General features: G+C 68.6%; 15 protein-coding genes. 6 read left to right on the top strand and 9 right to left on the bottom strand.

The annotated features are described in order from the left end of the window. Both WEB06_03695 and WEB06_03690 read right to left on the bottom strand, forming a co-directional pair. The coding region (locus WEB06_03695; protein MEX2554718.1) for a hypothetical protein at positions 1 to 227 on the bottom strand (227 nt) is incomplete at its 3' end. Next, positions 224 to 706, bottom strand: a complete 483-nt coding sequence (locus tag WEB06_03690; GenBank protein ID MEX2554717.1) for a hypothetical protein — start codon at positions 704 to 706, stop codon at positions 224 to 226. The genes WEB06_03695 and WEB06_03690, both read right to left, overlap by 4 nt. Before the next feature lie 186 nt (positions 707 to 892). Between WEB06_03690 and WEB06_03685 the strand changes: the two genes are divergently transcribed. The 3 genes from WEB06_03685 to WEB06_03675 all read left to right on the top strand — a co-directional run bounded on the left by WEB06_03685 (position 893) and on the right by WEB06_03675 (position 6,035). Further along, positions 893 to 2,560 (top strand): bifunctional glycosyltransferase/class I SAM-dependent methyltransferase, encoded by a 1,668-nt coding sequence (locus tag WEB06_03685; protein ID MEX2554716.1) that lies wholly within the window; start codon positions 893 to 895, stop codon positions 2,558 to 2,560. A 66-nt stretch (positions 2,561 to 2,626) separates the two neighbouring features. Next, positions 2,627 to 3,574, top strand: a complete 948-nt coding sequence (locus WEB06_03680) for a glycosyltransferase family 2 protein (protein MEX2554715.1) — start codon at positions 2,627 to 2,629, stop codon at positions 3,572 to 3,574. Continuing rightward, the gene (locus tag WEB06_03675; GenBank protein ID MEX2554714.1) at positions 3,567 to 6,035 is read left to right on the top strand and encodes a glycosyltransferase; all 2,469 of its coding nucleotides are present in this window, start codon (positions 3,567 to 3,569) and stop codon (positions 6,033 to 6,035) included. The genes WEB06_03680 and WEB06_03675 overlap by 8 nt, the downstream gene beginning before the upstream one ends. Before the next feature lie 12 nt (positions 6,036 to 6,047). Here the strand turns inward: WEB06_03675 and WEB06_03670 are convergent, their stop codons facing one another. From WEB06_03670 to WEB06_03655, 4 genes are read right to left on the bottom strand one after another with little or no spacing between them, the layout of a single operon-like run. Further along, the gene (locus WEB06_03670) at positions 6,048 to 6,242 is read right to left on the bottom strand and encodes a hypothetical protein (protein MEX2554713.1); all 195 of its coding nucleotides are present in this window, start codon (positions 6,240 to 6,242) and stop codon (positions 6,048 to 6,050) included. Positions 6,243 to 6,252: 10 nt separating this feature from the next. After that, on the bottom strand, positions 6,253 to 7,857 hold the full coding sequence (locus WEB06_03665) for a sulfatase-like hydrolase/transferase (protein MEX2554712.1): 1,605 nt from the start codon (positions 7,855 to 7,857) through the stop codon (positions 6,253 to 6,255). Further along, the gene (locus WEB06_03660) at positions 7,854 to 9,242 is read right to left on the bottom strand and encodes an SAM-dependent methyltransferase (protein ID MEX2554711.1); all 1,389 of its coding nucleotides are present in this window, start codon (positions 9,240 to 9,242) and stop codon (positions 7,854 to 7,856) included. The genes WEB06_03665 and WEB06_03660 overlap by 4 nt, the downstream gene beginning before the upstream one ends. After that, the gene (locus tag WEB06_03655; protein ID MEX2554710.1) at positions 9,242 to 9,454 is read right to left on the bottom strand and encodes a hypothetical protein; all 213 of its coding nucleotides are present in this window, start codon (positions 9,452 to 9,454) and stop codon (positions 9,242 to 9,244) included. The genes WEB06_03660 and WEB06_03655 overlap by 1 nt, the downstream gene beginning before the upstream one ends. Before the next feature lie 195 nt (positions 9,455 to 9,649). Between WEB06_03655 and WEB06_03650 the strand changes: the two genes are divergently transcribed. After that, entirely contained in the window at positions 9,650 to 10,402 is a 753-nt protein-coding gene (locus tag WEB06_03650; GenBank protein ID MEX2554709.1) for a class I SAM-dependent methyltransferase, read from the top strand. 10 nt (positions 10,403 to 10,412) lie between these two features. On the opposite strand, the gene WEB06_03645 is transcribed toward WEB06_03650, so the two are convergent. Together WEB06_03645 and WEB06_03640 are read right to left on the bottom strand one after the other, a co-directional pair. Further along, positions 10,413 to 11,720: a nucleotide sugar dehydrogenase gene (locus WEB06_03645; protein MEX2554708.1), complete on the bottom strand. Its 1,308-nt coding sequence runs from the start codon at positions 11,718 to 11,720 to the stop codon at positions 10,413 to 10,415. Further along, on the bottom strand, positions 11,717 to 14,434 hold the full coding sequence (locus WEB06_03640) for a hypothetical protein (protein ID MEX2554707.1): 2,718 nt from the start codon (positions 14,432 to 14,434) through the stop codon (positions 11,717 to 11,719). The genes WEB06_03645 and WEB06_03640 overlap by 4 nt, the downstream gene beginning before the upstream one ends. A 74-nt stretch (positions 14,435 to 14,508) precedes the next feature. On the opposite strand from WEB06_03640, the gene wecB reads away from it, so the two are divergent. Together wecB and WEB06_03630 are read left to right on the top strand one after the other, a co-directional pair. After that, on the top strand, positions 14,509 to 15,633 hold the full coding sequence (gene wecB / locus WEB06_03635; GenBank protein ID MEX2554706.1) for a UDP-N-acetylglucosamine 2-epimerase (non-hydrolyzing): 1,125 nt from the start codon (positions 14,509 to 14,511) through the stop codon (positions 15,631 to 15,633). A gap of 8 nt (positions 15,634 to 15,641) precedes the next feature. Then, positions 15,642 to 16,868, top strand: coding sequence for a glycosyltransferase (locus WEB06_03630; protein ID MEX2554705.1), 1,227 nt, complete (start codon positions 15,642 to 15,644; stop codon positions 16,866 to 16,868). A gap of 22 nt (positions 16,869 to 16,890) precedes the next feature. Here WEB06_03630 and WEB06_03625 read toward each other — a convergent pair whose 3' ends face one another. Then, the gene (locus WEB06_03625) at positions 16,891 to 19,812 is read right to left on the bottom strand and encodes a SpoIID/LytB domain-containing protein (protein ID MEX2554704.1); all 2,922 of its coding nucleotides are present in this window, start codon (positions 19,810 to 19,812) and stop codon (positions 16,891 to 16,893) included. Between the last annotated feature and the right edge of the window lie 145 nt (positions 19,813 to 19,957).

Below are 19,957 nucleotides of genomic sequence, written 5' to 3'. Positions count from 1 at the left end.
AGGCGGATGCGGAACCGGGGTCCGAGCATCCAGGCGCCGGCCAGAACGACGAACGCGCCCGGCAGGACACCGCCGAGCAGGCCCCCCAGCATCGCGCCCCATCCGAGGAAGACGAACCCGAGCAGGCCTCCTGCGCCCCACCGCAACGGCGCCGCGCCGGAGATCCAGCGGCGGCCGACTATGGCCGGCACGACGGTGGTGAGCAGCCCAGCGACCGCGGGTCTCATGGGCGGATCACCTCCCAACCGTTCCCTCTCGCGACGACGTTCCCAAGGACCTCCGCGAAGTCGTCGAGGCGATATGCGATGATCACGGAAGCAACCTTGTCGCATTCCGCCGCATTCGGCAGAAGCCTGAACGCGATCCAGAAATAGCGGAGCGCGTCCTCGCGGCAGCGACCGCTCGCCGTGTACAGCGTCCAGGTTTCCCCCCGGCGCAGCTCGCTCCGAGCCGCGGACACCAGGGCCTCCGGCATGGGCGGCGGCAGCCGTCCGACCTCCGTCTGGTTCGCGCGCGCGAAGGAAAGAGTCTGATCGCCGAGCGTTACGAGCGCCGAGCAGGCGAGCGCGATCCCGACCACGATCGACGACCCCGAGGCGATCGCCGCGATCCGGCCACGCCGCATCGGATCCCTGCTCCCGAGCCAGGTTACGACGACTCCAAGTCCGGCGATCGATCCTGCGATGACAGCCGCGGTGCGTATCACACGCAAGCCCTGTACGAGTCGAAGATGGGGGAGATACTGATCGTGTACGAGTGTCGACGCTGGTGGTATGCCACCCTGAGCAACTCTAACAGCTCGTGTCCCGTACGCCCCCTTGCTACGCCCGGTTCCGTCCTCGTGCTGCGGGGCGGGCTAACATGGGAACGTCGAGATCGGCTCGGAGCTCCCTTGCCCAAGGTCGTCATCACGCTTCCCGCTTACCGCGCGGAGGCAACCCTCGCGAAGACGGTGGCCGACATCCCGGCCGGCGTCGCGGATCAGCTCATCCTGGTGGACGACGCGAGCTCCGACCAGACCGTGCAGCTCGCCCGCGACCTCGGGATCGAGGTCCACGTCCACGAGGTCAACCGTGGTTACGGCGGCAACCAGAAGACCTGCTACGCCGAGGCGCTTCGCGCAGGCGCCGATGTCATCGTGCTGTTGCATCCCGACTACCAGTACGACCCCAAGGCGGTGCCGCTGCTGATCGCGCCGATCCTGGCCGGCGACGCCGACATGACCTTCGGGTCGCGGTTCGCCGGGCTCGGCGACCCGATGGGCGGCGGGATGCCGCTGTACCGGTACCTCGGCAACCGATTCACGACGACCGTAGAGAACCTCTTGCTCGGGGCGCGGTTCACCGACATGCACTCGGGCCTGCGCGCCTACACGCGCACGTGCCTGCTCTCGATGCCGTTCCGGAGCTACTCCGACGACTTCATGTTCGACTCGCAGTTCCTGATCGACGCGGTCACCTCCGGTCAGCGCGTGGTCGAGGTCCCGATCCCGACGCGCTATACCAAGGAGTCGTCGTCGATCTCGGTGTCGCGCTCGCTGAAGTACGTCACGGGAAGCGTCGGGTACGCCTCGAAGCGGTTCGGGGAGCGCGGTCGCCGCGGGAGCCGGTACCCCGTCGCGGCGAAGCGCCGCAAGGCTCGCAAGCTCGGCGACGGGCCCGAGGTCGAGCGCGCGTGTGCGCTCTGCGGGGCGAACGATCAGGTCCTCGTCTATCGCGCGACCGCGCACGGGGACGTGCCGGTGAGCGAGTTCGCGTGCACGACGAGCGCTCTGTCGAGCCACGACGACATCGTTCAGTGCCGCCGCTGCCGGATGGTTTCGGCCGTTCCGACGATCGGCGGCGAGGACATCATCGAGGGCTACCGCCGCGTCGTCGACGAGGAGTACCTCATCGAGGAGGCCGGCCGCCGGGAGCTCTTCTCGTGGATCGCCGGCGCGATGGAAGGCTACGTCGCGCGCGGCCGCAAGCTGCTCGAGGTCGGCTCGAACATGGGGGTCTTCCTCGACGTCGCGCGGCAGCACGGCTGGGAGGCGCGCGGGATCGAACCTTCGAAGTGGGCGGTCGAGCAGGGCGTCGAGCGCTTCGGCGTCGACCTCCGCCAGGGCACGATCGAGGACCTCGCCGACGCACCCGGCAGCGCCGACTCGATCGTGATGCTCGACGTGCTCGAGCATCTGAGCGATCCGCTCGCCGCGCTCCGGCGGCTGCGGCGTGTCACCGACGAAGAAGGCATGCTCGTGCTTTCGACCGTCAATGTGGACGGGCTTCACTCCCGGCTGCGCGGGCGCACCTGGCCGTGGTTCATCCGCTCGCACCTTCACTACTTCGCCCCCGAGACGCTGTCGGAGATGCTTTCGCGCGCCGGCTTCCGGATGGTCCAGTGGGAGGTCGCGCCCCGGTCGTTCAAGCTCTCGTACGTCGCCGGCCGGATGGAAGGGCAGAACGAGAAGGTCGCGCGCGCCGTGCGGGGGCTGGCGTCCGTCGCCGACCCCCGCATCCCGTTCGGGTGGCTCGGGGACATCGTGCTCGTCGTCGCCCGGCCGGTTCCCGGCCGCTGACGCCGTGACCAGCCACGGAGGCTCGACCGCGTTGAGGCGACCCTTGCCCGCGGGTAGTTTGTGCCCGTGACCTCGTTCCCGCCCCGGATCTACACGATCGTCCTCAACTACATGAGGAGCGACGACACCGTCCGTTGCGTCGCGTCGCTCCGGCGGAGCACGTATCGCAATCAGTTCCTCGTCGTGGTCGACAACGGTTCCGACCCTGCCGCCCGCGCCGAGCTGACGGCCGGCATCGGCACGACGCCGCTGATCCAGTCCGAGGAGAACCTCGGGTTCGCCGGCGGGAACAACCTCGGCATCCGCTACGCCTTGGAACGCAACGCCGACTACGTGTGGATCCTCAACCCCGACACCGTCGTCGAGCCCGACAGCCTCGAGCGTCTGGCGCGGACCATGTCCCGATTCCCTGAAGCCGGGATCGTCGGCAGCCGGCTGGTTCGCGGCGACGACGGAAGCACGCTGCTGTTCAACGGCGGCCGGATCGACTGGAACCAGGGCGGGAAGCCGGTCCTGCCCGACATGGGCAAGCCCGAGGAAGAGGTCAAGGCGCGAAGCGTGATGCCGATCGACTACGCGACCGGCGCGAGCATGCTCGTGCGCCGCCAGCTCCTGGACGAGATCGGGCTCCTTCCCGAACGCTACTTCCTGTACTTCGAGGAGACGGACTTCAACGTCCGTGCGCGCCGCGCCGGCTGGAAGGTGCTGCTCGAGCCGCGCTCGCGCGTGCGGCACTTCCGGCGCTCGTGGGGAAGCGTGCCGGCGCCCTACTACGTCTATTACTTCGTGCGGAACCGGATCCTGTTCGGGCGGACGTTCACTTCGTCGCCGCTCGAGGTCATGCTCGAGGACCTCGAACGCTCGCTGTCGGCGTGGCGCAGGAAGATCGACCCGGAGCTGCTCGGCGCGTACGAGGCCCTCGTCGCGGCCGCGATCGCCGACGGCACCGAGGGCCGCGACGGGGTGCGGCCGGAGTTCAACGCGCTCACCTGGAAGGAGTACGCCGGTGCGTGAGGGCAACGCCCCGGACGAATCCGCGCGCGACCCCGAAGCCGCACCGCCGGCCGGGGAGGAGCCGTACGCGGGGGCCGATCCCGAGGACCTGCGCCGGGCGCTCGAGGAAGCGACGAGGATGCTCGCGGCGCAGAAGGAGGCCGCCGAGCGCTCCGAGGAGCTGCTCAAGGCGCAGCTTCAGCGGGCTCGCGAGGAATCCGCCACCTACCACCGCCGGCTTTCCAAGATCTACGACTCGGGTCTGTGGCGGGCCGGGTGGTTCGCGTTCGGGGTGCTGCGAGCGCTTCGCAACCCCGGCGCGACGCTCGAGCGCATCCGCCGGCGGCGCATCCGGCGCGGGCTCACGGCGGGCACGCCCGTGGAGAAGGCGGCCCGCATGCCCAAGGTCATCGCCGACCATGAGCTGACCGAGGCCGCCGGGGTCCGGGACGCGTACCTGAAGGCGGTCTCCAAGACCGCGTTCCAGACCGGGAAGCGTCGCATCGCGATGGCGGTGTACACCGTCGACCTTTTCGAGGGCCGTGGCGACGTCTACGTGGCCGTCGGGCTCGGACGCTACCTCGAACGTCTCGGGTTCGAGGTGGTGTACCTGCCGCGCGACCGCTGGTACGACGTCCCCGACGGCACCGAGATCTTCCTGGCGCTCCTGGACGACGTCGATCTCCTTCGCCTCCCGCCGGACCTGACCCGGATCGCGTGGATCCGGAACCGAACCGACGAGTGGAAGGTGGTGCCCTCCCTCGCGTTGTACGACGCGGTCCTGGGCTCGTCCGAGCGGACGCTGGCCGAGATCACGAAGGTGTACCCCGGCGTCACCGGCGTTCTGCGGATCGGCGTCGACGCCGAGCTCTTCGAGCCGGCCGCTCCGTCGACGCCACGCCACGGCGTCGTGACGACCGTCAACCTCTGGGGGCGGGAGCGGCAGCTCTTCCGCGCGTTGCGCAGCTGTCGCCTCGACTTCCCGCTCGCCATCTACGGCAAGGAGCGGGGGATGGCCGAGGATCTCCTCCCGGCGTGGAAGGGGCCGACGAGCTTCTTTACGCTCCCGTCGCTCTACCGCCAGGCCGCGATCGTGCTCGACGATCAGAATCACACCACGCAGCCGTACGGCAACGTGAACTCCCGCGTGTACGAGTGCCTGATCTCCGGGTCGCTGCCGATCACGAACGCGGTCCTGGGCCTGCGCGACATCGGCCTCGGGGATGTGCCGTCCTACACCACGCCCGAGGAGCTCGAGGCCATGATCGGCCGCTTCCTAGCGAAGCCGGCCGAGGCGCAGGCGCTCGTCGCCAAGCTCCAGGAGGTCGTGATCCGCGAGCACACCTTCGAGCATCGCGCGGCCGAGCTCGACACGTTCCTGCGCGACCTCAACGCGCGCGAGGGGACCTCGCGGGGGATCGCCGTAGCCTACTACCCGAAATCTCCCGGGAACCCGTACGCGGAGATGCTGTATTCGGCCGGGACGAGACAGCGCGTGACCGCGCTGCCGGTCGAGGACGTCGCCACGCTCGCCGGGTCACGGCTCGCGTCCTTCGGCCGGAACCTCGTCGTGCACGTCCATTGGACGGCGCCGATCCTCGGGGCCGGGCTGACGCCCAAGGAGGCACGGCAGCACGGACGGAAGTTCTTGTCGACGGTCGCGGCGCTGCAGGAGCGCGGTGCGCGGCTCGTCTGGACGGTGCACAACGTGCTCCCGCACGAGTGCCGGTTCCCCGACGAAGAGGCCGCGTTCCGGCAGGAGCTCGCGAACCGCGCCGACCTGATCCATGTGATGTGCGAGGGGACGGCCGAGCTCGTTTCCGCGCGTTACACGCTGCCGCCGGACAAGATCGTCGTCGTTCCACATCCCAGCTACGTGGACGTCTATCCGAACGTCATCGACCAGGAACGCGCGCGCGCCGAGCTGGGCTTGAAGCCCGAGCACACGGTGTTCTGCTTCGTCGGCGGGATCCGGCCGTACAAGCGCGTCGATGCGCTGCTCGACGCGTTCTCCGCCGTTGCCGGGGCGAAGCCCGAGAGCCGGCTGATCGTCGTCGGTCCGCCCAGCCCCTTCCCCGAGGTCGAGGAGCTCATCGATCGCTGCGAAGCCGATCCGCGGATCATCGGCAACTTCAACCGGATCCCCGACACGGACCTGCAGCTCTATATCAACGCCGCCGACGTCGTGGTGCTGCCGCATCGCGAGGTGCTGAACTCCGGTTCGGTGATGCTCGCGTTCTCGTTCGGTCGCCCGGTGATCGCCCCGGCGCGCGGGTGTGTTGCCGAGCTGCTGACCCCGGACGCATCGATCACATTCGACCTCGACGACCCGGCCGGCCTGACCCAGGCGATGATGCGCGGGGACGAGCTCAAGCGGGAGCACTACCGCGAAGCCGCGTTCAAGAAGGCCCTGGCCGCCCCGATGTCGCAGCTGTCCGAGGAGTTCTGCGCCGCGCTCCGCGAGCTCGTCGAGCGAGCCTGACCGGGTCGGGCTTCACTTCTTCAGCTTGTGCACCTCCGTGAGGAGCTGCCCCACGGCGATCCGGAGATTCTCGGCGTCCTGAAGCAGCGCCCGGCGTTGGACGCGCAGCATGGTGCGCTCGCGGAGCAGATCGCCGAACACGGGCGTCCGGAGCACGATCGCCCGGATGACGCGCCGGGGTCGGGACCGTCGGGCGGGCTTCGCCATCAGGTATCCATCAGGAAGTCAGCTTGCCGGTCACGTCGATGAGATCGTAGAGGTGGTCCTTGTCGGTCCAAACGAAGCTCTTGTCGGCGAGCGGCGGGAGATCGGCGCCGAGGTAGAGCGAGAGCACCTTGCGGAAGAAGTTCACCGGCGTGATCGACGGGGAGATCCCCGGGTCGGCGATGCCGGGAAGGTGGAAGGCCGCGAGGATCCCGAACTTCTGACGCAGCTGGCGAGGGGTCTTGCTCACCCATGAGGTCGGATCGTCGCTCGGGTTCGCCGTGTCGCTACCGGGGGGCGGCCCCTCGTCCGACGAGAAGATGATGATCGGGTCGGAGGCGTCCGGCCCGGCCAGCAGTCGATCCGCCACCTTCGTCATCATCGCGTTCGCGAACATCAGCTGCTCGAGATAGTTCCGATGCCAGTGTCGCCGCTTCATATCCTCTTGGCTGAGGAAGCCGCCGTCGCGCTCGAAGACGTAGGGCTCGTGCGGCATGATGATATGCGCGAGCACGAAGGTTGGCTTCCCGTCGTTCCCCACGCGAACGAGCTGCTCGAGCTGGAACAACACCCGCGCCCACGCCACGCGTCGCGGATCGAGCTTGTCGTCCCCGAATCCGAAGGCCTTCGAGAGCGGCTCGAGCGGTGTGGTCTCGAGGAGGGTGCGGGAGAACTCCGACAGCGGGTCGTACGTGACGTTGAGGTCGGCCAGCGGGTTCGTCCGCGTCGGCTCGAACCACGAGCCGACGTGCACGTAGCGGTAGCCCTGCGACTTGAGGAAGCTCCCGACCCGGTGCTGCTTGAGCATCCCGTACAGGGGCGTCCAATCGCCTGAGGTTCCCACCTGCTTCGCAACCTCGTCGAGGTAGGTCATGTTGAGCATCGACGTCATCGAGTGGGCGGTGTTCGGATAGTTGGCGTGCGCGTCGTGCGCGACGACGAACCCCTTCGACTCGAGCGTGCTCAGGAACGGGCGGTTGTCGAAGTCGAAGTAGGCCTGCAAGGACTCCTCACCGCCGTACCGATCGAAGTTGATGTAGTAGATGTCCCGCTTGTCGTTGGCGGCTTCCCGGCGCGTCGCGGTGATCGACGGTTGGGACGCCGCGCCGATCTCTGCCGGTCCGCCGAGCTTGTCGGCGGCGATCGGAACGACGCTCGTCACGATGAGCGCGGTGGCAACGATGTTGAGGATCTTCGTGACGTCGGGGAGCGACCGGCGCACGCGCAGGAGGAGATAACCACCGCCCACGAGGAGCAGCGCCCACAGCGCGAGCACGTAACGATCCCGGCCGATCGCCACCCCGGCGACATCCCAGCTCGCGACCGCGTCGGCGACGTAGCCGTACGAGAAGAAAAGGAGCAGGAACAGCGTGACGATGAGGCCCGCGCGCCGGACATCCCGGAGCACGAGCCAGCCGAGCGCCAGCAGTACCAGCGCGCCACCCACGATGAGCCCGAGCGGCCCGAGCGCCTGGCCGGTGGACACTTCGTCGAGGTTGGTGCGGAACAGATGGAGGACGGGGAAGGCGGCGAAGAGGATCGGGTAGAGCGGGATCTGAGGGCGGCGAGGCTTATCGCCGAGCCCGATCGAGCCGGGCTCCGCCTCCGGATCACTCACGCCTTCCTCCGCATGAGGAACAGGGTGCGTTCCGACGAGGTGACGCTCTCGCGTCGTTCGATGCTGAACCGTTGCGAGAACGCGCGCTCGAACCCGTCGATCGTGTAGTCGAAGAAGATGTCCTCGCGCGAGGTGAGCAGGATCTTCACCTTGGGGTCGCTCTTGGGCACGAACTCGATGATCAAGGACCGGCACAGCTCGGCGAAGAACTCGGCCACCCGTCCCAGCGGAACGTTGTTGCCGATCGCCAGGTGATGGACGAGCGCCAGCGCCAGCGCGAGATCGACCGGGCCGCGGTCGGCGAGCGAGAACCGTTCGGTGTTCTGCCAGCCGATGCGCGCGCTGGGGTTGGTGAGGTCCATCAGCAGCGGCAGGAAGTTCGTGTCTCCGGCGCCGACGACGGCGTCACGGAACGCTTGCTCGACGCAACCGGGATCCATCTCGAGGCAGACGGTCGGGATCCCCTTCTCGGACGCGATCCGTGCGAACGTGCCGACGTTGCCGCCGAGATCCCACACGCTCGCCGGGCCGACCTCCTCGATCAACTTGGAGACGAGCATGCGCTTGTGCTCCGTCCCTTCCTGCGTGTAGCTGCCGGCGTCGGAGTAGTAGTCCGTCCACACGGTCTCGGGCGGATCCCATTCCAGCCCGCGGATGCCCGAGGCGAGACTCGCGAGGATGCCCCGGAAGGCGCGCATCCCGAACGAACGGCCCTTGGCGGAAGCTTTCGGGTCGTCGCTCGCGTGGCGCTTCTGGCTCTTCGCGTGCGCGTGGATGTGGAGCATCAGTGTGGGCTTCATGCGCGAACGCTTCGGCAGGAGCTCGCTGGCGAGGTCGAGCGGGATCCCGTCGATGTGGATGCGGAGGAGCTGCTGCAACCGGACGTCGACGTGCGCCACGAGCGCGAGCGGCGCCAGGAAGTGCTGGCAGAACTGACGATAGGCCACCCACGGCTCCCCCTCGCGCAGGATCTCGAAGGACAGCGAGTCGATCAGAACGGGCTTCCCCCGCAGCCACTGGATGTTGTATGCGCTCGCGTCGCGGAGCGACATCCCGTGGTCGAGGGCGAGGCCCTGGATCTCGAGCGTGGCCAGCGCGGCGGCTTTCAGCTGGCCGAACGACCACTCGTAAGGATAGGAGATGAACGGGATCGGCTCGGGGCGGACCACCTTGTACGCGCCCGGCGCCGCGGCACGATCGAGAGGCGCGTCCTCGGAGGCAACCATGAGCCCGCGTTCGACGAGGGCATCGTGGAGGTCGGAGGAAAGGAAACGTTCCCAGTGCTCGCGGTGGAGCTCGTTGATCTGGCGGAGGAGAACGCCGTCACGGGTGAAGACGAAGCCGGCGGGGTCTCGGAATGATCCCCCGAGACGTTCGACCGGCATCAGCCCTTGCGCGACAGGCGGCGACCTACTGCTGCGCGGATGCGACGCCAGTACGCGACGACGGCCATGGCTGCGCCGACGGCTCCCCCGATGACGAGCTGCAAGATGTAGCTTCCGGATCCCGCATCGATGTATGCCGAGCCGGAAACGGCTGCGAGGATCAGGACGAACAGAAGGGATCCGATCGTCCCACGCTCACGAACCGCCTTCATGCGCACCTCCCAGGTGGGTTCAACGCCGAGACCGCCCGGCTGCGGCGGATGTGCCAGATGCTACCACGGGGACTCCGCAGTCTCTCGAATCCCGGCGCGAACCGGTCACGTCCTGATCCTCCGCAGCCTCGGGCGGAGAACGGGCTCTCATAGAATGGCGTGCGCGTTCCATGCGCGGCCGGATCAGGAGAGAACATGAGACGCAGACGCCTTCCGCTACCACCGTCGTCGTTGCGATTCATGGGGGACACGGACGAGGGCTTCCTGGCGTTCGGTGAGGAAGTCGTCGCGCAGCTCCAGGAGTACGCCGGTCTGACCCCGGCGTCGTACGTGGTCGACGTCGGATGCGGTTACGGACGACTCGCGCACGGGCTCCTGCGCTGGGATGGGTTCAAGGGGCGCTATCTCGGCATGGACATCCTCAAGCCACACGTCGAATGGTGTCAGAAGAATCTGAGGCCGCACGCCCGGCGTCGCTTCTCGTTCCAGCATCTCGACATCCGGAACGACCGCTACAACCCGGCAGGGACGCTGCAGCCGACCACCGTCGCGCTGCCGACCGCCGATTCCACTGCGGACATCGCGGTGCTCCTGAGCGTCTTCACCCACATGTATCCCGACGAGGTCATTCATTACCTCTCCGAGCTTCGCCGGATCATCGCGCCGAACGGCCGCGTGAACGCCACGATGTTCTTGCTCAACGAGGACTGGGCCGAGCTCGATCGCGAGGATCGCTGCCGGTACAAGCTCGCCCATCAGCTGAACGAGTTCACGCGGTTCATGGACCCCGAGAACCCGCTGCACGCCGTCGGCTACGAGGAGACCTGGGTGCGCGAGCAGGTCGCCAAGTCGGACCTCGCCATCGACGGGCCGATCCTCTTCGGGTCCTGGGCCGGCCGGACCGGCGTCCCGACGTTCCAGGACACGGTGATCCTCCGGCGCGCCTAGCGGGCGAGGCTCAGAGGAGGATCAGGTTCTCCGAGTCGATCGAACGCCGCCGCAGCGCGTTCCGCGTGTCGACGATGAGCGTTGCGTTCCGCGCGACGAGCTCGAAGTCGATCGCGTCGTGGTCGCACAGGATCAGGACGACATCCGCCTGTGAGACGACTTCCCTGGTCAGCGGAACGGCCTCCATCGCCTGCTCATCGAAGGTGAGCTCCGGGACGAACGGATCGACGTACGAGACGCGGGCATCCCAGGTCAAGAGGTTGCGCATGCACTCGATCGCCGGGGACTCGCGATAGTCCTTGACGTTCGGCTTGTACGAGACCCCGAGCACGACGACCCCGGCGTCCCGCATCGCGACGCCGCGAGCGTTGAGCGCTTGGATAACCCGCGCGACCACGACCTGCGGCATCCGTGCGTTGACCCATTCCGCGAGCTCGATGAACCGCGTCCCCTCGCCGGTCCGGCGAGCGGCCCACTGAAGGTAGAACGGGTCCAACGGGATGCAGTGTCCGCCGACGCCGGGCCCCGGATAGAACGGCATGTACCCGAACGGCTTGGTGGCCGCTGCCTCGATGACCTCCCAGATGTTGACGCCGAACGCTCTGGCGACGGACGACAGCTCGTTCGCGAGTGCGATGTTCACCCACCGGAACGTGTTCTCGACGAGCTTCGCCATCTCGGCGGTTCGTGCGTCTGAGACGGGATGAACCTTCTCGACGAATCGCCGGTATATCGACGCCGCGGCGCGCGTGCTCGTGGGCGACGCACCGCCGACGACGCGCGGGATGTTTGCGGTCCGGAACGAGGGATTCCCGGGATCGACGCGCTCGGGCGAGTACGCCAGCAGGAAATCCTCGTCGAGCTTCAGGCCGCTCGTGGCAAGGATCGGGAGGACGACATCCTGGGTCGTGCCGGGATAGGTCGTCGACTCGAGGATGACGGTGTGGCCCGGCCGCAGCACCGATGCCGCCACGCGAGCCGCGCCCTCGATGTACGTCATGTCCGGCTGCTTCCCGACCGCGAGCGGCGTCGGCACGCAGATGAACAGCACGTCGGCGCTCCGGAGATCCTCCGGCGACGCCGTGAACCGCGTTCGTTCGGACGCTTCGGTGAGATCCTCGTCGGACACGTCGTCGATGTGCGATCGACCCTCCGCCAGAGCGGGGATCACGCCGCCGTCGACGTCGAACCCGGTCACCGGGATCCCGGCCCGGCTCATCGTGACGACGAGCGGCAGGCCCACGTACCCAAGGCCGAGCACGCCGGCGGTCCACGTCCATCGCTCGATGGATGTCAGGATGTCGTCAACCGCTGTCAATGGGTCCGTCCGGGTTCGGGTGATCCCACTGTAGCGGTCCGCTTTCGTCGCGTCAGCGAACGCCCCATCGCGGGTCCTCCGACCAGTGCGATCGCGAGCAGGAGCCCGGCGAGCGCCAGCAGGAGCCCGGCGCGATAGGTGGGCGGGTCGTATCGGAACTCCACGAGCGACGTCCCGTCCGGTACCGCAACCCCTCGGAACGCGTGGTCGGCGGCGATGATCGGCGCAGGCCCTCCGTCGACCGACGCGCGCCAGCCGGGGGCGTCGACGTCGCGAAGAACGAGGAGCCCGGCCCCGTCGCTGGTTGCGCGGACGACGATCCGGTCGGGCTGGTCGACGACGAGCTCCGCGGTGCCTCCTCCGAGCTCGCGCGATCCGAACGCACCCGCGACGACCACCGCGCCGCCGGCGGGACGTTGCGACATGAAGCTGATGGTCTCGGCCTGATCGGCGATCGCGATCGTGGACCGTGCGAGGGAAGCGCGCGGGATCGCGGAGGATCGTTCGTACACGACCCAGCCGGCGATGCTCTTGATGCGGAGCACGGCGTCTCGCTCCGGCGCCCGTACCTCGACGCCGCCGTCGCCGAGCGCCACCGGACACGACGTGCTCGAAAGATCCACGGTGAGGGTCGAGCCGGGCCGCCCGACGTCGGGGAGCACGAAGTTCGAACGGACCCCGTCGACCTCTCGCAGGAGCCGTCGTGCGAGGACCGGTCCGGCGCGCAGCTCGACCCATCCGTCGAGACAGGTCTGGTCGGCGGCTCGTAACGGAAGGATCAGCGACCGGATCCCCGTTGCGGGAACGGCGACCCGAAGCTGCATAGGGAGGGGCTCGCGACTCGTGCGCTCGACGATCGAGCCGCGGGTCGTCTCGAGCGCAGCCCGGTGCAGCGGCTCGACCAGGTACCGGACGGAGAGCGCATCGAGGACCGGGGAGCCGGGGTCGAGCGCGTCGAAGGTTGGGTTGTACCGGTTGACGCGGAAGACGTTCGGGTCGAGCGCGACCCAGAGATCTTGGTAGCGCTTCATGCGGGGGAACGCGGTTCGCGCGTCCTTCAGATCGAGGAACGCAGCCGTGTCGAAGCGGGGCGTGTTCCGGTCGCGCCCGAGGAAGCGGTACGCGCCGCCGGGCCCGACGTCGCCGGCGATGGCGGCGTAGGCCGGATCCCGTGGATAGAAGGCGTCGCGATCGGACGCCGGCACGAACCCCCAGGCGCCCCACTGCAGCTCGGCGGCCGCGGCAACGATGACGATGAGGACGCCCGCGGCCTTGCTCCGGCGAAGAACGAGGAACAATGCGCCGAGGGCGACGAGCGCCGCCGCGGCGGGAACCGCGAGGTCGCGCGCGACGGCGCCGAGCTTATCCAGCCGGCTCGCCGCCCGGGCGGCGAAGTAGAGCCCCACGGCGATCGCTCCGAACAGCGCGGCCAGCTGCAGGCGCAGCGCGAGCGAAGCCCGGCCGCGCTCGCGCGAACGCGTCACGAACGCGTCGAGCCCGTAACCGGCGGCCAAGGCGACGGCCAGCGATCCGACGAACCGGGCGCGGCCGACGGGATTGTTGACCGTGTAGGGAAGGACGTGAAGCGCGGCCAGCACGATGCCACCCACGTACGTGCCGGCGAGAACGAGCAACCCCACCGGCATGATGAAACGTGTCAGGGAGCGATCAACGTCGGAGCGCCCACGAACGCCGGCGACCAGGACGCCGAGCAAGACCAGCGCGACGAGGCCGGTCGTGAACGACGCCTCGAAGGGGTTCGAGCCGCCGATCTCCGGCCACCACCAGTCGCCGTCCTGGTACGCGCCGAAGAATCGTCCCGAGACACCGGATCCTCCGAGATGGGCGAGATCGACGTTGTACGAGTTCGGGAACCGCCGGTCGAGGAATCCCGTCTCGGAGAGGAACTCCGAGCTCGGGAGCAGCTGGACCGAAGCGATCATCGTTCCGGCGACGAGCGCCAGGGCCGCGGGCGCGCCCAGCCGGACGATCGCGGAGAGGCGGCGACGCCCTCGGTCTTGGCCCTTCGAGTGCGCGACGGCGAGATAGGCGACCCAGCCCGCGGCGACGTAGGTGATCGTGACGCCGGCGAACGGGAAGCCCGACGACCACACGAATACCATCGCGACCGTGGCCAGCGCGAGGTAACGTCCGCGTCGGCTGGGTTCCGTGACGGCGCCGTGGATCGCGAACAGCACGAGTGGGAACAGCAGCGCTCCGTGGATGCGCAGCAGCATCGCGGCGACGGGACCGCTGAACGCGTACGCGACCGCGGCGAAGGTTGCCGCCGACACGGACAGGCCTAACCGACGGGCCAGCCCGTAGACGCCGATCTGGCCGACGAAGAGCGCGATCGCCATCCCGATCGTGGTGCCCAGCGCGACCGGCACGACGAGGAACACGAGGAACCAGGGCGGAATCAGCTGGTTGTACATGCCGGTGAAGAGCGGGATCCCGCCGCCGACATCCGGTTCCCAGAGCTGGAGCCGCCCGTCGCGCGCCGCCGACCAGAATTCCCCGACGAACGAGAGCTGCTGCGCGAGATCCGACTGGAGCGGGTTGCCGACCGGCGGCGCGGTCGCGAACGATTCGCGATACGGCGCGTACGTCATCAGCAGGTCCGTCGCGCCGAAGGTCCGGCCCGTGAAGAGCGCCGGAGCCATGAAGGCCACGGCGGCGGCCGCCATGAGCAGGAATGCGGTGCTGCGCCTCATCGGGGCAGGCAGCCTACACGGTACGATACGCCTGCCTCATCGGAGCAGATCCCCTACAGAAGCCGACGACGCACATGAACGTACTGCACGTCGCAGGAGCGCGCCCGAACTTCATGAAGGCGGCGCCGGTGATGCGCGCGTTGGAGGCGCGCGGCATCGAGACGATCCTGGTGCACACCGGGCAGCACTACGACACCGAGATGTCCGATGCGTTCTTCGCCGACCTCGGATTGCGGGAGCCGGACATCCATCTCGACGTCGGCTCGGCGTCGCACGCGGTTCAAACGGCGCGCGTTATGGAGCGGATCGAGCCGGTCATCGAAGATCGACATCCCGACCTCGTCGTCGTGGTCGGAGACGTGAACTCGACCCTCGCGGCCGCGCTCGTCGCCGCGAAGCTCGGCGTGCCGGTGGCGCACGTCGAGGCCGGGCTCCGCAGCTACGATCGCGCGATGCCGGAGGAGATCAATCGCGTCCTGACGGATCAGGTCTCGGATCTGTTGTTCACGACCTCGCCCGAAGCCGAGGCGAACCTCCTCCGAGAAGGGATCGCCGCCGATGGGATCCGTTTCGTCGGCAATCCTATGATCGACTCGCTCGAGCGACATCGCGAGCACGCCCGGCGCTCGGACGTCGTCGAGCGTCTCGGGCTCGGCGGCGCCGCGTACGGGCTCGTGACGTTGCACCGGCCGTCCAACGTCGACGATCCGGTCGTGCTCACCGGGATCCTTCGCGCGCTATCGGAGGTCGGGCGGGAGTTCCCGATCGTGTTCCCGGCGCATCCTCGGACGGCGAAGATGATCGACCGGTTCGGCCTTGAGGGTCTCGCGCCGCGGATGGACGGCGCGGTCCGCGGGCTCACGGTCGTCGAGCCGCTCGGATACCTCGACTTCTTGCGGCTCATGGCGGAGGCCGGCGTGGTACTGACCGACTCGGGGGGCATCCAGGAAGAGACGACGATCCTGTCGGTCCCGTGCCTCACGCTCCGCGCGAACACCGAGCGTCCGATCACGATCGAGATGGGGACGAACCGGCTCGTCGGTTCCGACCCCGAGCGCATCCGCCGTGAGGCGCTCGCGGCCGTGAAGGAACCGCGTCCCACCGGACCGCGGCCGCCGCTCTGGGACGGGAAGGCCGGCGAGCGCATCGCCGAGCACATCGGACGCTGGGGCGAGGGCCGGGCGTCGCGGGCCGGGTAGCACTTCCCATGCGCGTCTGCATGCTGGTTCGGAACCTCTTCGTTCGCGACGCCCGGGTCCTGCGTGAGGCCCGCTCGCTCGTGGAAGCGGGGCACGAGGTGACCGTGCTCGCGTTGGGGACAGGAGATCTTCCCGAGCGCGAGGAGCGCGACGGGATACACGTCCTGCGAGCGGTGCGCGCCGGGCGGCTGGCCGGGCCCACGATCCTCGGCGCCGCAGGCCACGCGGGTCCTCCCGTCGGGCGGCGCGTGTTCGCGCGACCGGCACAGGCGGTCTGGTTGCGCGACGTCGTCCTCGGTCGCGGTTTCGCCCGCGCGGCGCGCTCGGTCCCGGCCGAGGTCTACCACGCGCACGATCTCAACACGCTCGAGCCGGCGTGGCGCGCCGCGCGGGCCCATAGCGCTCGTCTCGTCTTCGACGCGCACGAGCTGTACACGGAGATGCCCGGGCTGGGCGCCGGGGAGCGCGAGCGCTGGAGGCGCGTCGAGCGGCGGCTTATCGGCGAAGCGGACGCCGTCATCGTGCCGTCGCCGGCGCGGGGCGACGTCCTGGCGGAACGCTACGCGATCGAGCAGCCGGTCGTGGTGATGAACTGCCCGCCCGGCTCGACGCCGCCCGATCCGGCGGCCAGCCCGATCGCCGGGCTGCGCCGGGGCAGCGAACCGCTGCTCGTCTACGCGGGCGGTTTCACGACGGGCCGGGGCCTCGAGAATCTGGTCCTCGCGACGCGGATGCTCGACGCGGGCCGGACGGTCATGATCGGCTGGGGCCCGCTGGAGGCCGAGCTGCGCGCTCTCGTGGAACGCGAGCGCGTCGGCGACCGCGTCGCGTTCTACGGGCCGATCGACCCCGATGACGTCGTCGCCGTTGTCGCCGGAGCAGACGTTGGTCTCGCGCCGTATCTTCCCGTCGGCCTCAACAACCTGCTCGCGGCGCCGAACAAGCTCTTCGAGTACCTCCACGCCGGGCTCGCGGTGGCGGCGAGCGACCTCCCGGACATCCGCCGTATCGTGTCGGAACACGAGGTAGGAGAGCTCTTCGACGCCGCCGATCCCGGATCGATCGCGTCGGCGGTCCGGCGCCTCGTCTCACCCGCCGGCCGGCTGTCGGAGGTTCGGGGTCGCGCCGCCGCCGCCGCCGCACGTTTCACGTGGCAAGCCCAAGCCAGGATCCTGGTCGAGACCTACGAGCGGATCGCATCCGCTCGGCCCGCGGCCTCGCGATCCGGTCGCTGAGCTCCGGCCGGATCCGTCGCGCTCAGCCGATCCAGCGTCCCACGACCGGCCGCCCAGAGCCGGACCCGAACGAGAACGTGATGTCCACGTCGCCGTCGAAGCCGTTGCTCAGCTTCCAGGTGGAGCCCTGGACGAGGCCGGGCGTGTCGGTACCGTCGCCGTCCCAGTCGCCGGCCAACGGTGTTCCGCCGGCCGATCCGAACGTCAGCGTGACGTCGGCGAGCCCGTCGAAGCTGTTGCTCAAGTACCAGACGTTGCCGCGCACGACACCGGGCGTGTCGGTCCCGTCGCCGTCCCAGTCACCGGTGACGGGAATGTCGGTGGCCTGGCCGAAGGCGAAGGAGACGTCCGCGATGTTGTCGGTGCCGTTGTTGAGGTACCAGACGTTGTCGCGGAAGACCCCGACCGAGTCCGTCCCGTCGCCGTCCCAGTCGCCGACGAGGGGAGCGTCGGTGGGCTGCCCGTAGGCGAACGATACGTCGGCGAACGGCCCGAACCCGTTGTTGAGGTACCAGACATTGCCGCGGAAGACGCCCGGCGTCTCGCCTCCGTCGCCGTCCCAGTCGCCGGCGACCGGCCGGTCGTCGGGCGCGCCGTAGGCCACCTCGGCGTCGGCATCGGGATCGAATCCCATGTTGATCCCCCAGACGTTCCCTTCCACGAGGGCGGGGGTGGTCTTGGGCGGGCCGCTCCACTCGCCGACGATGGGAACATCCGTGGGCTGTCCGTAGGCGAACGAGACGTCGGCGATCGCGTCGGTTCCGTTGTTGAGGTACCAGACGTTTCCGCGCACGAGCCCGGCGGTGTCGGTCCCGTCGCCGTCCCAGTCTCCGGCGATCGGGCGGTCGGTCGCCTGCCCGTACGCGAACGAGGTTTCGGCGACGCTGTCGAACGCGTTGTTGAGGTACCAGATATTGCCGCGCACGAGGCCGGGCGTGTCGGTGCCGTTCCCGTTCCAGTCGCCGGCGAGGGGAGCGTCGGTGGGCTGGCCGAAGCCGAACGAGATCTCCGCGGTGCTGTCGAAGCCGTTGTTCAGGTACCAAAGGTTGCCCCGCACGACGCCGGGCGAGTCGGTCCCGTCGCCGTTCCAGTCCCCCACGATGGGAAGGTCGGTCGTCTTCCCGAACGCGAAGGAGACGTCGGCGATGTTGTCGGTTCCGTTGTTGAGGTACCAGACGTTGCCGCGTACGAGCCCGGGGGTGTCGGTGCCGTCGCCGTCCCAGTCTCCGACGATCGGCCGGTCGGTTGTCTTCCCGAACCCGAGCGTCGTGTCCGCTGCTCCCGTGTGCAGGTACCACGTGTTGCCGCGGACGACCCCGACGATGCTTAGCACCACCGGAACGGCGATCGTGAAGGGGCTGCTGATCGAGGTCCCGAGATCGTCGTTCACGAGCCGAAGCTCCTGGGTGTAGCTCCCCGGCGCCAGGAGGCCGGTGTTCAGCCGCACGTCGAACCGGGCGACCTCGTTCGGACCGATCGACGTCTTCCCCGGAACGCTCGCGTTCGAAGTGACCGCCGCCGGCCGCGTCGAAGAGATCCATCCGGAACCGGCGAACGTGCTCGGTGCCGGCGTCGCCAGACGGACCGCTCCACCGAGCGGCCACGCTGCGGTGCCCGTGTTCTTCATCAAGATCGGGAGCACGCCGTAGGCTCCGGCCACCACCGGAAGCTTCCCCGGCGTTGAGGAGAGCACGCCCTGGAAGGTGGCGATCCGGAACCAGGTGCTCTTTACGCCACCGCTCGACGGCCACGAGAAGGCCGAGCGGAACGTCTCTCCGCTGATCGTCAGGGTCTTGATCGTTCCGATGAGCTGCATCTTCAAGACCCTGCCGCCCCATTCGCCGAAGCCGTTTCGTTCGGTGACGTTGACGCCGACGAGCTCGCCGATCTCGGGCCAGTTGTCTTCGATCGACGTCGCGGTGATGTCGGTCGTCCAATCGTGATGCGGTGAGACCGAGTCGTACTGGTCGGGAACGGCGGACAGGTAGGAGACGCTGCCCGCCGCCGAGTAGCCGCCGGTGGACGACGAGTACTCGGCGAGGATCGGCTTCCCGGCCGAGAAGAGTACCTTGCCCGCCGTGGCGTCGACGGCTGCGCTCGATGCCGCGTGCTCGAGCTGGGTCACTGTGGTCGAGGCGACGGAGGGCCGTGAGGCGGCGCCGAGGTAGACCTGACACGACGTCGTCGCGCAGATGTCGTAGTTCTGACCGGCGGCGCGCGCGCCGTCGCGCTTGTACGTGGCGTACGAGCGAGCGGCGACGGACTGCGCCCGAACCGCCTCTGGCGCCCAAGTGGCCGGCATCTCTCGCGGGACGGCACCGTAGAGGTACTGCGTCATCGTGAGCTCATTGATGGTTCGCATCGACGTCGTCCCGGTCTTGATCCCGTCGACGAAGCCGCGGTAGTAGCGAACGACGCCGGATTCCTCGACGTGTTGCATGAGCTCGGTGCCCGGCATGAATCGCGCCGGCACCGTGTTCGTGCCGACGACGGTCCAGGGCCCGGTGGAGGACGCGGACTTCTCGACGATGTACACGGTTCCATCGTGCCGCGCGCGGAAGAACTTGAACGTGGCATCGCTCGCTGCGAGCGTCCCTTGCCCGATCCACTTCACCGTGAACGGCGCGGCGCTCGACACGAGGACGTCGGAGGAAGTCTCGACGAGGACCCGTAGATCCTCGTCGGCCGGCCGCGTGCCGATGGTGACGCCGGAGTAATAGGACAGCACGATCTGGGACCACGTCTTGCCGGCGTCGGCTTGGCCCTTCGCGCCCCACTGACCCATGCCGCGCCCGTGACCCCAGCCGTGTCCTTCGGCTACGAGCACGGCGTTCGACGGCAGGGGCGTACCGGCTCCGAGCGCGGGGTGAACGAACACCAGCGAAGCGGCCGCTGCCACGCTCGCCAGCGTCAGCGCCGCGAGCGTCGATCGATGCGAATGCAACGGACGAAACCCCCCTTCTTCATCCTCAACGTCGGCCCGGCCGGAGGACGCCTTGAGACCCGTCGGAGGCGGTCGCCGTAGCCGACGCGGACTACCAGGGCCTTTGCGTAAACACGCTGGTCAAGTCTCGGGCGTTTATGGCCGA

The organism is Actinomycetota bacterium, assembly GCA_040905475.1.
GTDB lineage: Bacteria > Actinomycetota > AC-67 > AC-67 > AC-67 > DATFGK01.
Note: the sequence above shows the minus strand (reverse complement) of the source record. Positions and strands in the feature narration are given on the sequence as shown.

What these genes read in the sequence shown, in the direction of transcription:
- WEB06_03655 (MEX2554710.1), bottom strand. Translation starts at nt 9,454, where the DNA reads ATGAAGGCGGTTCGTGAGCGTGGGACGATCGGATCCCTTCTGTTCGTC.
- WEB06_03650 (MEX2554709.1), top strand. Translation starts at nt 9,650, where the DNA reads ATGAGACGCAGACGCCTTCCGCTACCACCGTCGTCGTTGCGATTCATG.
- wecB (MEX2554706.1), top strand. Translation starts at nt 14,509, where the DNA reads ATGAACGTACTGCACGTCGCAGGAGCGCGCCCGAACTTCATGAAGGCG.
- WEB06_03630 (MEX2554705.1), top strand. Translation starts at nt 15,642, where the DNA reads ATGCGCGTCTGCATGCTGGTTCGGAACCTCTTCGTTCGCGACGCCCGG.
- WEB06_03670 (MEX2554713.1), bottom strand. Translation starts at nt 6,242, where the DNA reads ATGGCGAAGCCCGCCCGACGGTCCCGACCCCGGCGCGTCATCCGGGCG.
- WEB06_03660 (MEX2554711.1), bottom strand. Translation starts at nt 9,242, where the DNA reads ATGCCGGTCGAACGTCTCGGGGGATCATTCCGAGACCCCGCCGGCTTC.
- WEB06_03640 (MEX2554707.1), bottom strand. Translation starts at nt 14,434, where the DNA reads ATGAGGCGCAGCACCGCATTCCTGCTCATGGCGGCCGCCGCCGTGGCC.